This is a genomic window from Arthrobacter sp. TmtSoilC48, assembly GCF_059739425.1.
Genome location: NZ_AP046049.1, coordinates 2,587,396 through 2,599,966, shown reverse-complemented (window position 1 = coordinate 2,599,966; position 12,571 = coordinate 2,587,396). Strand labels below are relative to the sequence as shown.

Genomic DNA, 12,571 nt, shown 5'->3' with positions numbered 1-12,571 from the left:
CTACTTTCCGGCTGGGGCCGCTCACTTTCCGGCTGGGGCTGCGTCAACCGCCCCGCCGTAGCGGCGATCCCGCTTGGCATATATTTCGACGGCGTCCCAGAGCGTTCGCCTGTCTACGTCCGGCCACAACGTGTCCATAAAGACGAATTCGGCGTATGCGGACTGCCACAGCAGGAAGTTTGACAGCCTCTGCTCCCCGGAACTGCGCAGGAAGAGATCTACGTCGGGGAGGTCGGGCTCGTCCAGGTACTTCTGGATGGTCTTCTCCGTCACCGATCCTGGCTTAAGGCGCCCGGCAGCAACGTCCTCAGCTATGGCAGAGACGGCGTCGGCGATTTCTGCCCGGCCACCGTAATTAACACACATGGTCAACGTGCAGGTGTTATTGGCCTTGGTAAATTCCTCGGCCTCTTCAAGCTCACGGATCACCGAGCCCCAGAGCCTGGGGCGTCGACCGGCCCAGCGGATCCGGACTCCCCATTCATCGAGCTGATTGCGTTGGCGACGTAGCACATCCTTGTTAAATCCCATGAGGAAGCGGACTTCCTCCGGGGATCGCCGCCAATTCTCCGTGGAAAACGCGTACACGCTGACGTACTTGATGCCTAGCTCAATGGCGCCGGCCATAACGTCCAGCAGTGCCGGCTCGCCGGCCTTGTGCCCCTCGATTCGCGGCAGTCCCCGCTGGTTGGCCCAACGTCCATTGCCATCCATGACAATCGCTACATGCTGCGGAATAAGTTCACTTGGAATGTTGGGCGGAACGGCACCTGAAGGATGTCCGTAAGGGGCCACTACGGGCGAAGTCCGCGCCGGGGTTGTCTTGCTTTTCTTTCCAAGTGCCACAGTCAGCTTCGCTCCACGTGTTTGAGTGATTTCAAGGCGCGTTCCAAATGCCATTGCAGGTAACTGGCCACCAGTCCGGCTGCTTCGCGTCGATGCCTCGGGTCCGAGGCGTCAGCTACGCCCCAATCCCCGGTCAGGAGGGCTCCGAGCAACACCACGGTTTCCGGCGCCGGAGCCGGTGAGCCAGGCGGGCGGCAATCGCCACACACCATACCCCCGAGTGGCGCAGCAAAGGCCGTGTGCAGTCCGGGCTTGCCGCACCGGGCGCAATCAGTAAAGCTCGGCGCCCATCCGCCTGTGGCCAATGCGCGCAAGAGATAGGAGTCCAGAATAAGTTCGGGGGCATGGTCCGAGCGGCTGAGCGCCGCCAAGGCACCTACCAAGAGGTTGTACTGGGCCGTGCCGGATTCGGCGTCCGCGTCCGTAAGCTTCTCGGCCGTCTCTGTCATGGCAGCAGCTACAGTGAAGCGGCCATAGTCCGCCGCAATGCTGCTTCCATAGGCGCCTTTGGCAACAGCCTGGGTGACGATATCCAGGGTTCGGCCAGAGATGAGCTGCAAGTCGGCCACCATGAACGGCTCCAGCCGGGCGCCGAAACGGCTGGTGGTCCTCCGCACACCTTTTGCGACCGCACGTACTTGCCCGTGATGCTTGGTCAGCAGGGTAATAATCCGATCTGCCTCGCCCAACTTATGGGTGCGGAGCACAACGGCATCGTCCCGGTAGGACCGCGCTGCAAATGAGGAGGGATTGGCCACAACTAATCTTCGCACTAAGCCAGCGGCCTGGAAGGACCACAAGACCGTGTGGTGACGGTATTTCCCGTCACCACACGGTCTTGGCGTTAGGCCTGGGCGTCCCGAACTGCCCGGTTTACAGCCGAGATCAGCGCCTTCAGCGAGGACGTCGTGGTGCTGGGATCAATTCCCACGCCCCAGAGGACGCGTTCGCCCACCGCGCATTCAACATAAGCAGCCGCACTTGCGCTGCCGCCCTCTGACAATGCGTGTTCGCTGTAGTCGAGCACACGGACATCGACGCCGTCGTGGTGCAGGATGTCCAGGAGCGCGGCGATTGGACCATTACCGTGGCCGGTCCTGCGCACCTCTACGCCATCAATCCGCAGGTTTGCGTTCATGGTCATAGCGCCGGACTCATCCGTTTCCGTGCTTACGCTGCCCAGTGAGTACCGGCCCCACTGGGCTTGTTCCTCATCGGAGGGCAGGTATTCGTCCTGGAAGATCTGCCAGAGCTGCGCCCCGCTGACCTCGCCACCAACAGCATCTGTGCGGCGCTGGATGACGCCGGAGAATTCAATCTGGGCGCGCCGCGGCAGATCGAGATTGTGCTCGTTCTTCAGCAGGTAGGCGACGCCGCCCTTGCCGGACTGAGAGTTGACCCTGATGACAGCTTCATAGCTTCGGCCCAGGTCCTTGGGGTCGATAGGCAGGTACGGAACCTGCCAGGTGAAGTCGTCCACGGGCACCCCTGCCGCAGCCGCATCCTTCTCGAGTGCTTCGAAGCCCTTCTTGATGGCGTCCTGGTGCGAACCGGAAAAGGCTGTGAAGACGAGGTCGCCACCGTACGGCGAACGTTCGGGAACGGGCAACTGGTTGCAGTACTCAACCGTGCGGCGGATCTCGTCGATGTCGGAGAAATTGATCATGGGGTCCACGCCCTGGACAAACATGTTCAGGCCCAGGGTGACGAGGTCAACGTTTCCTGTGCGCTCACCATTGCCGAACAGGCAGCCCTCAATGCGGTCTGCTCCAGCCAGGTAGCCGAGTTCCGCGGCAGCAACGCCGGTACCGCGATCGTTGTGCGGGTGCAGTGAAATGATGATGCCGTCACGGGGATGCAGATTGCGGTGCATCCACTCAATGGAGTCGGCATAGACGTTGGGGGTTGCCATCTCCACCGTGGCCGGCAGGTTGATAATGACCTGCTTGTCCGCTGACGCTTCAAACACATCTGCGATTGCATTGCAGACCCGGGCTGCATACTCCAGCTCGGTTCCCGTGAACGACTCCGGAGAGTACTCGTAGGTGATGTGGGTATCGGTCAGCGTCTCTTCGTACTTTTTGCACAGCCGGGCACCCTGCAGGGCGATATCGAGGATGCCGTCCTCGTCCTGGTTGAAGACAACCCGGCGCTGCAGCACAGAAGTGGAGTTGTACAGGTGCACGATCGCCTGCTTGGCACCCACCAAGGACTCATAGGTCCGTTCAATCAGGTGTTCACGCGCCTGGGTGAGGACCTGGATAGTGACATCGTCCGGTATATGGCCGCCTTCGATCAGCTGCCGAACGAAATCAAAGTCGGTCTGGGAAGCGGAGGGGAACCCAACCTCGATCTCCTTGAATCCCATGTTGACCAGCAGCTGGAACATCTTCAGCTTGCGCGCCGGGCTCATGGGATCGATCAGTGCCTGGTTACCATCGCGCAGGTCCACTGCACACCAGCGCGGGGCCTTGGTGATGACTTTGTCCGGCCAGGTACGATCCGGAACTTCGACAGTGATCTGGTCCTGGAACGGCAGGTAACGGTGAATCGGCATACCGGAGGGCTTTTGTGCATTACGCATGTCGTGTGGCCTTTTCTCTAAGATCTAAATGAAAGCTTAGCCGGGCACAACGAAACTCCGCGGCGAGGGTGGCCCAGCTTTTCAGATAGCTTTCAGGCCTCGCCGCGGCAGCTAAGAAGAAGCATTCCCGCACGCACAAGTTCACAGTAACACGATGCGTATGATGACATTGCAACACCTCATGCAACGTCCACTATGCAGACGCAGCGACGGTGGCAACGCCGGCTGCAGCGTCCATTCAAGGAGCCACAGTGCCACAGTCGGGGATCACTCTTTCCAACATCGATCACAGCGTCCGGCCGCAGGACGACCTCTACCAGCACGTCAACGGTGCATGGCTGAACAGCACGACGATCCCTGACGACCGCCCGCTGGAAGGCACCTTCACGGCTTTGCGTGACGAGGCAGAACTGGCCGTCAAGGCGATCATCGAGGAAGCCGCCAACAAAGGAGCATCGGCCTCCGGCATCGAACAGAAGGTCGGCGGACTTTACGCGAGCTTCATGGATGAGGCCGCGGCAGAGGCGAAGGGACTCGAGCCCTTGCGGGAGCGACTGGAGGAAGTCCGGTCAGTGGGTTCCGCAGAGGAATTTGCGGCGTTGCTGGGCCGGCTGTTCCGGTGCGACGTTTCCGGCTTGTTTTCCATCTACCCGGCACCCGACGCCGGAAACCCGGAGCGGATTCTTCTGTACATCGGACAAGGCGGCCTCGGCCTCCCGGACGAGTCCTACTACCGCGATGAAAAGTTTGCCCCGATTGTGGCAGCCTACGGTGAATACGTCGCCAAGTTGCTCGGCCTCGCCGGCGTTGCTGACGCAGAAGGCGCTGCTGGTCGCATCGTTGCCTTGGAAAAGGCCCTCGCATCCCACCACTGGGACAACGTCACGCTTCGGGATCCCCAAAAGACATACAACCTGAAAACGGCCGAAGAAGCAGCGACGCTGTTCCCGCTATTGAATACCTGGTTTGAGGCCGGCCGCGTCGATGCCGGCAAACGCGGCGAAATCGTAGTCAGCACGCCGGACTTCTTTGCCGGCGCGGCCGCGCTTCTCGAATCGGAACCCCTTGCCGTCTGGAAGGAATGGCTGACCCTAAGGGTGCTCAACTCAGCGGCACCCTACCTGTCCTCGGAGTTCGTGGACACGAACTTCGACTTCTACGGGACCACCCTCAGTGGCACCCCACAGAACAAGGAGCGCTGGAAGCGCGGCGTTGCCGTCGTCGAAGCAGCACTTGGTGAGGCGGTGGGCCAAATCTACGTGGAGCGGCATTTCCCCGGCGGACACAAGGCCAGGATGCAAACCCTCGTCGCCAATCTGATCGAGGCCTACCGGGACAGCATTTCTTCCCTTGAGTGGATGGGTGAGGACACAAAGGCCGAAGCCCTGAAGAAGCTGGACGCTTTCCGCCCCAAGATCGGTTTCCCTGAAAAATGGATCGATTACTCCGCCGTTGAGATCGACGCCAACGACCTCTTGGGCAACGTTGAGCGGGCCCACGACGCCGACGTCGATCGACACCTGGACGAGATCGGCAAGCCGGTGGATCTGGACAAGTGGCTAATGACCCCTCAGACCGTGAACGCCTACTATCACCCGATGCTGAACGAAATCGTGTTCCCCGCCGCCATCCTGCAGCCGCCGTTCTTCACGGCAGAAGCAGACGACGCCGTGAACTACGGCGGGATTGGCGCGGTGATCGGACATGAGATCGGCCATGGATTCGATGACCAGGGATCCCAATTCGACGGAAGCGGAGCCCTCCGCAATTGGTGGACCGAAGAGGACAGGACGGCCTTCGAAGCCCGCACGGCAAAGTTGGTTGCCCAATTCGATGCGCTATCCCCCTACGCAGCACCTGAGCACAAGGTCAACGGCAAACTGACGCTGGGTGAGAACATCGGTGACCTGGGCGGCCTCACCATTGCTTACAAGGCCTACCTGATCAGCCTCGATGGTGCCGAGCCTGAGGTCCTGGATGGTTTCACAGGCCAGCAGCGGTTCTTCATGTCCTGGGCTGCCGGCTGGCGCCAGGTGATCCGTAGCGAGGAAGCGATCCGCAGGCTTGCTACCGATCCACACTCCCCCAACGAGTTCCGCACCAATGCCATTGCCCGGAACCTCGATGCCTTCCACGAAACTTTCCAGGTCAATGACCAAGACCGGATGTGGATGGCACCTGAGGACAGAGTCAGCATCTGGTAAAGCCACTACGACGAATGGCCGGCCCCTGGATGACCCGGGGTCCGGCCATTAGTCTTTGGCCCTGTCTATGCTGCGGAGTTACCCCGCTGCGGAGTGCCCTGCGCCGGATTGCCCTGCTGTGACGGCTATTGCGTGATGTAGAGCGGGTTCACCTGTTGGCAGACTGCTTCTTTGGCCGTCTGGTTGACAACATCGGGCGGGACCGAGGCCGCTCCATAGGCGGTCCCCGTTGCAAAGTCGGTGCCCACGTAGAGCTGCACGCCCGAGACTCCCCGGGCTTGCTGAACCTGTGCCGCAGGGATGCCGAACAGCGTGGCAACGTCCGTAGCAACGTCAGCGAAGTCCGGACCGTAGTAGACCACAGTCTTCTCCACTGGGTTTGCCAAATATGACACCGACTGTGTAAATCCATTGCCGGTCAACGTTGCCAGGATTTCCTGTGCTCTGGTCCCAACTCCGCTGCCGTTGGCGACTGCCACGGGCTGGATGGCTTTGTTGTACGCCGGGACTGTCGGGGCAGCAGTGGTTGGAGCCGCCGAAGGTGTTCCTCCCGCAGGCGCTGTTGGAGTCGGACTGGACGTCGCCCCGGGATTCGTCAGGTCCAGATCTGCGCGAAGGGCCGCGAAAAGCTGTGATGCCTGGGGCTCCACGAGCTCCAACCGGTTGGGGTCCAACGTGGCAGGCTGCGTGGGTACCGCGACAAATGCGACCTTGGAGACATCTATGTCCTTCAGCCTCCCACCGATCGTCAACAGCGATGGCACAGATGCCAACCCGTCATCAACGGTGAGGTTTTGCGTGACGACGTCAGCGATCTGCAGGAGCCTTTGCGGGTTGCCCAGCGTGCCGTCCGCCTTGAGCTTACGTGTCAGCGATGAAAGAAATGCCTGCTGGCCCTTGATTCGGCCCAGGTCGCCACCATCTCCAAAGGCATGCCGGGTTCGCAGGAACGCCAGCGCCTGCTCGCCTTCGACCTGGGAATTGCCCTTCGCCAAACGAAGACCTGAGTCCGGATCAAAGACGGGATCACTGACACAAACATCCACTCCGCCGACGGCTTTGGAGAGTTCCTTCACCGCGTTGAAGTCGGCCATCATGAAGTGGTCAATTTCCAGGCCGGTGAGCTTATTGATGGTGTCCACCGCGCAGCCGATCCCGGCTTCTGCCATGGCTTCGTTGATCATCACACCGCTCCGCGCGGGGAACGTCTGGTTGTTGGTGTGGTCCGTGCACTGGGGCACGTCAACCAGGAGGTCACGTGGGAAACTCATGACGCTGACCCGTTTATTGTCCGCGGAAATGTCCAGCAGCATCATGACATCCGAGTGGCCGTAGCCTGTGGAATCGTCTGCGTTGCCGTACTGGGAGTTTTTCCCATCGCGGGTATCCGAGCCGAGGATAAGAATCTGCAGGCGGTCCGATTTGTCATTGACCACGGCATCACTGCTATCGCGTGATTCGGCCGCCGATAGCGGGGCCTTGGTGATGTTGGTCTGTAGTCGGATAAACCAGAAGGCTGCAAAAGCAACGCCGGCAACGAGTGCCACCGACACGAGGCCGGTCACAATCTTCAGCCACAAAGGCAGCCCCTTGGGCGCGTTCATGTGGCGCGGAGTTCCCTCGGGGTCCTCCCCATGGCGCGCCGCATCGGGAGCAGCGGTGCCGGGGCCCAGCGGGCGGGCGTCACGACGTCGCACTATTCGGTTACCTTTCCTCAAACACGTGGATCCCCGCAATCATAGTGGCCGATTCTGGGAAGTTCCTTATCGAGCCCCAGCCACGCCGTTGCCGTGACGCCGGATCAGAAGCCGAGTTTTACCAATTGTTTGGGATCCCGCTGCCAGTCTTTGGCAACCTTGACATGCAAATCGAGGTAGATCCTGGTTCCCAGGAGCGTCTCGATTCCCTTGCGCGCGTTGGTTCCGACTTCCCGGAGCCTGCTGCCACCCTTACCGATGATGATGGCTTTTTGGGAGGGCCGCTCCACGTAAAGGTTCACCCGGACGTCCAGCAAGGGGTTGTCCTCCGTGCGTCCTTCACGGGGCACGATTTCCTCAACGACAACGGCAAGGGAGTGGGGAAGTTCATCCCGGACACCTTCGAGGGCGGCTTCCCGGATAAGTTCAGCGATCATGACGGCCTCGGGCTCGTCGGTCAGTTCACCATCCGGGTAAAGAGGGGGCGATGACGGCATGTGCCCGATAAGGACGTCGGCAACAGTGGATACCTGAAAACCGTCGGCGGCAGAAACGGGAACGATATCCGCCCAGCCCTGGTCTCCGAGGACTTCACGGCCCAAGGCAGCAACTGCGAGCAGCTGCTCCGTCAGGGCCTGACGGTCCACGAGGTCAGTCTTTGTCACAATGGCAACGATCGGCTTGCGGCCCACGGCAGCCAGCTGGGCGGCGATGTACTTATCGCCAGGACCGATTTTCTCATTTGCCGGCAAGCAGAACCCGATCGCGTCCACCTCGGACAACGTGTCAGCCACGAGGTCGTTGAGCCGCTTTCCCAGAAGCGTGCGGGGCCGGTGGAGGCCCGGGGTATCAACCAGGATCAGTTGTGCATCCTCGCGGTGGACGATGCCACGAATCGTGTGGCGCGTGGTCTGCGGTTTGGCCGATGTAATGGCCACCTTCTGCCCAACCAAGGCATTTGTCAGCGTGGACTTTCCCGCGTTGGGGCGGCCAACAAGGACCGAGAATCCGGCGTGGAAGCCACCGAAATCGTCATCGGCGTCGAATTTCTTATTTTGCTTGCTCACGTGGAACTCCCTGTTGCGTTGTGTCTGCCTCATCGAGAAGGTCTTCAAAGTCAGTGTCTTCCTTTGGCATGGCTGCCGCAATGATGTGGCTGACCCGGTTTCGGCGACCCTCAAGCCTATCTGCCTTTAGCGACACACCGTTCACTTCAACGGAGCTCCCGACGATCGGAACCTGGCCGAGGGCCTTGGCAAGGAGGCCGCCAACGGTGTCCACTTCGTCGTCGTCGAGGTCGATATCGAACAGCTCCCCGAGGTCATCAATGCTCATGCGGGCACTGACACGGTAGGTGCCATCGCCGAGATCCACCGCTTCTTCCGCCGCAGAATCGTACTCGTCAACGATCTCTCCTACGATTTCCTCGATGAGATCCTCCAAAGTCACCAGCCCCGCGGTGCCGCCGTACTCATCGATAACGATGGCAACGTGCGTGGATTCCTTCTGCAGTTCCTTCAAGAGGTCGCTCACGGGCTTGGATTCCGGGACGTACCGAACATCCCGGGCGAGGGAATCGACGTCGTGCGGTTGCAGTCCGGGTTCGCCGCGATGCATCGCCGCAGCAACGTCCTTGAGGTAGAGAATGCCGCGGATCTGGTCCGTGTTCTCGCCAATGACCGGTATCCGGGAGTAGCCGGAGCGGAGGAAAAGGGCCATGGCCGCTTCAAGGTCCGAACCGGTCCCAATGCTGACGATGTCCGTGCGCGGAACCATGACCGAGCGGACCAAGGTGTCGCCGAAGTCAAAGACCGAATGAATGAGCTCCGCCTCGTTGTCTTCGATCATGTCCGATTCTGCCGCGCGGTCCACGAACTCGCGGAATTCTTCCTCGCTGACAAACGCGTCATCACCGCCGGGGGCGCCGGGCGCGACCGCGCTCCCCAACGCGACAAGCCAGCCGGGAATCGGTCCGAGGATCCAGCAGAGGAACCTGATCAACGGTGCGGTAAACCGGACGATGGGGCCGGAATGCGCGCGTCCCAACTGCCGGGGCGAGACGCCCACCAGAACGAACCCGATGACGGCCATGATGCCAGTCGCCGCCAGGCCGGCAAGCCACACGTTGTCCAGCAAACTGTGCATAACGACAGCGACGGCGACCGCTGCTGCCATCTCGAACCACACCCGCCAGAACCGCAGGGCACGCATATGGGCGACGGGGTTCTTCAGGATGCTTGCCAAGGCCTTGCCCTTGCTGCGGACTACCGATTGTTCAGCTTCGTGCCGGGGCAGGAAATTGAACGCAGCCTCAGCTGCCGTCAGCAAGGCGACGAAACTGAGGAAAACCAGCGCCATGCCGACAAGGATGAGCGAGGTCACTGCATGGTCTCCATGGGGGCATCCTTGCCCAGGAACTCAGACAGCAACTCACGCTGCAGACCGAACATTTCTTCCTTTTCCTCCGGTTCGGCATGGTCGAAACCAAGAAGGTGGAGGATGCCATGCGTGGCGAGCAACAGCATTTCGTCCTGGGTGGTGTGTCCGGCGTTCCGCGCCTGCACCTCGGCCACCTGGGGACATATGGCAATGTCTCCAAGCATTCCCTGCGGCGTGGGCTTGTCGGGCGTGCCCGGCGTCAACTCATCCATGGGCACCGAGAGCACATCGGTGGCTCCTGGTTCGTCCATAAGCTCAATGTGCAGCTTCTCCATGGCGGGTTCATCCACCAGGAGGATGGACAGCTCAGCCTGCGGATGGATGTAGAGGCGCTCGAAGATGAACCGGGACAATGTCACCAGTTGGGCTTCGTCCACCTCCACGCCGGATTCGTTGTTGATTTCAATGCTCATTTTCGTTCTCCACGTTTGTGATGTGTGCCGGCAGCCCCATCCGTACGGTGCGCGTCATCCCACCTGCTGTAGGCGGAGACGATGTCTGCAACCAAACGGTGCCGGACGACGTCCGCAGCCTCCAGGATGGAGAAATTGACGTCATCGATCCCGGTGAGGATTTCCCGTACGATCCGTAGACCGGAAGTGGAGCCAAAAGGCAGGTCGATCTGCGTTACGTCGCCTGTAACAACCATCTTGGAACCGAATCCGAGACGGGTCAGGAACATTTTCATTTGTTCAGGAGTGGTGTTCTGGGCCTCGTCCAGGATGATGAAGGCGTCGTTGAGCGTCCGTCCACGCATGTAGGCCAACGGTGCGACTTCGATGGTGCCGGCAGCCATCAGCCGGGGAATGGATTCGGGATCCATCATGTCGTGCAGGGCGTCGTAAAGCGGCCGCAGGTAGGGGTCGATCTTGTCGCTCAGCGTTCCCGGCAGGAAGCCCAGCCGCTCCCCCGCCTCAACAGCGGGCCGGGTCAGGATGATCCGGCTTACTTCCTTGAGTTGCAGGGCCTGCACGGCCTTGGCCATGGCGAGGTAGGTCTTGCCAGTACCTGCCGGGCCAATACCGAAGATCACCGTGTTCGCATCGATGGCATCCACATAGTTCTTCTGGTTCAGGGTCTTGGGCCGGATGGTTTTGCCACGGCTCGAGAGAATGTTGTGGGTAAGGACATCCACGGGATTCTGGACTGACTGTGTCCTCAGGAGGGAAACGAGCTGCTGGAGGACGTCAGGGGTAACGACGGTTCCCCTGGCAACCAGTCCGCGGACCTCCTCAAGGAGGCGCATGATGCGCGGAATGACCGTGGAGGGACCGGACATGGACAATTCATTGCCGCGAACGTGGAAATTGACGTCCGGGAACTGCTCCTCGATGTAGCGCAAGGCTTCGTCATGGCTGCCCAATGAGTGAACCATCTGATCGGAGTTGTCGAACGTGACGATTTCCGTGCGCGTGCCCGGTAAGGTGTGCGGGAACTCGGTGGTGGCTGGGTTCCCGTTTCCGGTCCGCAACCGCCCATTCAGGGATTCACTCATAGTGGTGGCCGTGCGGCCTCTTCTCCTCCGGTCGGAATACAGTTGGTCCATCGTTTCGACAACGGGACTGGCTGAACCGCCAGGCCATATGCCGGAATGCCTTCAATCCTACGCCAGCCCGGAACGACAAGGGCGTACACGCGGGCTTCGTCCACCTTGCACGGGCCGCGGGGGGACGACTTTTTGTCTCAACTCGGCATCAAGCGGGTATCAATCCTGTTTCAGTTGCCGCCAGTGCCCGCAAACCCGGCCAGCCGCCGTCGACGATATGCCAAGCTGGCAGAGCGGGAAGTCAGACTACGCCCGTTCGACGCGTCGGCGACAACCACCGGCCGCAAAGGCAAGGAACCCCAATCGTGCAGTCAGTAAGCCATCAGCCCGGCGGGCGAAAGCGGAAAAAGTCCGCCGTCGCCGCGCCTGCGATGCTTGCTGTCCTTTTGCTGACCGGCTGTATCGCCAACGGTGGACCCACCCAAGCTACCTCCAGCGCGCCGCCCGTCAGCGTCCAGGAAGCTCCGGCCAGCAATGCTCCCCTGGAGACCACCCAGGCGTCCACCAAGATCCCGGTTTACTGGATTGGACGGAGCAAGGAAGACGTCTACCTGTACCGCGAATTCAGGGACATCTCCGGCGACGGAAACCCCGTCACCACAGCACTGCGGATCATGATGGCCGAAAAGCCGTTGGACCACGACTTCTTCACTCCCTGGCAGGACCCAGGCAGCCTGGCAACCTCCATTTCGGGCAAGAACGTGATCACGGTTGATATCTCGCGGGACGCCTTCAATTCCAACCTTGATGCAGGTATGGCGCAACGGGCTGTACAGCAGCTGGTCTACACGGCCACCGCAGCGGCGTCGTCGTCGGGCTTGATCAACTCAGGGCAGCAAATCCAGGTGGTCATTCTGGTCGACGGCCACACGGATTTCATGGCGTTTGGCCAGGTGCGGCTCGGTCAACCAATGGCCAGGGACGCTTCCTTGGTTGCGCCACTGTGGATTATCGACCCGCAGGAGGACACCTCGCTGCCCGCCGGCGCCGTTAAGTTCAATGGCCGCAGCACTGACAGCTCCAAGCCCGTCAGCTGGCAGATTCTCCGGGACAACGGCAGCGGTGAGAAAACCAGCCTGTTGACCGGCCAGACAAAGGCCACCGGCGAGCCGGGACAATTCGGTGTGTTCTCCTTCAGCGCAACCCTGAAACCGGGGAAATACGAATTACGTGTGACCCAGGTTCAGGACTCCGGGCAAGCAGACACATCCACCACGGATACGCGTCTTTTCAGCGTCGGCTAAAGCCAGGGTCC

The 12,571-nt window shown here is 60.7% G+C and carries 10 protein-coding genes; 2 read left to right on the top strand and 8 right to left on the bottom strand.

Annotated features, from left to right (window positions below):
* Positions 1 to 21 precede the first annotated feature (21 nt).
* The 3 genes from AC6I97_RS12230 to leuA form a co-directional block, all read right to left on the bottom strand.
* Positions 22 to 846 (bottom strand): isoprenyl transferase, encoded by an 825-nt coding sequence (locus tag AC6I97_RS12230; RefSeq protein ID WP_224164445.1) that lies wholly within the window; start codon positions 844 to 846, stop codon positions 22 to 24.
* A 2-nt stretch (positions 847 to 848) separates the two neighbouring features.
* Positions 849 to 1,604 carry a DNA repair protein RecO gene (gene recO / locus AC6I97_RS12225; protein ID WP_224090460.1) on the bottom strand — a complete coding sequence of 252 codons (756 nt, stop codon included), beginning with the start codon at positions 1,602 to 1,604 and terminating at the stop codon, positions 849 to 851.
* Positions 1,605 to 1,690: 86 nt separating this feature from the next.
* A complete protein-coding gene (leuA, locus tag AC6I97_RS12220; protein WP_223932971.1) occupies positions 1,691 to 3,430 on the bottom strand; it encodes a 2-isopropylmalate synthase in 1,740 nt (579 codons plus the stop codon).
* 251 nt (positions 3,431 to 3,681) lie between these two features.
* On the opposite strand from leuA, the gene AC6I97_RS12215 reads away from it, so the two are divergent.
* Entirely contained in the window at positions 3,682 to 5,634 is a 1,953-nt protein-coding gene (locus AC6I97_RS12215; RefSeq protein ID WP_497944981.1) for a M13 family metallopeptidase, read from the top strand.
* Positions 5,635 to 5,759: 125 nt separating this feature from the next.
* On the opposite strand, the gene AC6I97_RS12210 is transcribed toward AC6I97_RS12215, so the two are convergent.
* The 5 genes from AC6I97_RS12210 to AC6I97_RS12190 form a co-directional block, all read right to left on the bottom strand.
* A complete protein-coding gene (locus tag AC6I97_RS12210; RefSeq protein WP_497944980.1) occupies positions 5,760 to 7,331 on the bottom strand; it encodes an LCP family protein in 1,572 nt (523 codons plus the stop codon).
* A gap of 104 nt (positions 7,332 to 7,435) precedes the next feature.
* On the bottom strand, positions 7,436 to 8,431 hold the full coding sequence (era, locus tag AC6I97_RS12205) for a GTPase Era (RefSeq protein WP_497944979.1): 996 nt from the start codon (positions 8,429 to 8,431) through the stop codon (positions 7,436 to 7,438).
* Positions 8,382 to 9,713: a hemolysin family protein gene (locus AC6I97_RS12200; protein WP_224090471.1), complete on the bottom strand. Its 1,332-nt coding sequence runs from the start codon at positions 9,711 to 9,713 to the stop codon at positions 8,382 to 8,384. Before AC6I97_RS12200 ends, era begins: the two co-directional genes overlap by 50 nt.
* Positions 9,710 to 10,183 carry an rRNA maturation RNase YbeY gene (gene ybeY, locus AC6I97_RS12195; RefSeq protein ID WP_224090475.1) on the bottom strand — a complete coding sequence of 158 codons (474 nt, stop codon included), beginning with the start codon at positions 10,181 to 10,183 and terminating at the stop codon, positions 9,710 to 9,712. The genes AC6I97_RS12200 and ybeY overlap by 4 nt, the downstream gene beginning before the upstream one ends.
* A complete protein-coding gene (locus AC6I97_RS12190; protein ID WP_224090480.1) occupies positions 10,180 to 11,265 on the bottom strand; it encodes a PhoH family protein in 1,086 nt (361 codons plus the stop codon). Before AC6I97_RS12190 ends, ybeY begins: the two co-directional genes overlap by 4 nt.
* Positions 11,266 to 11,687: 422 nt before the next feature.
* Here AC6I97_RS12190 and AC6I97_RS12185 point away from each other — a divergent pair, with 422 nt between their 5' ends.
* The gene (locus AC6I97_RS12185) at positions 11,688 to 12,560 is read left to right on the top strand and encodes a GerMN domain-containing protein (RefSeq protein WP_224167532.1); all 873 of its coding nucleotides are present in this window, start codon (positions 11,688 to 11,690) and stop codon (positions 12,558 to 12,560) included.
* Positions 12,561 to 12,571: the final 11 nt, after the last annotated feature.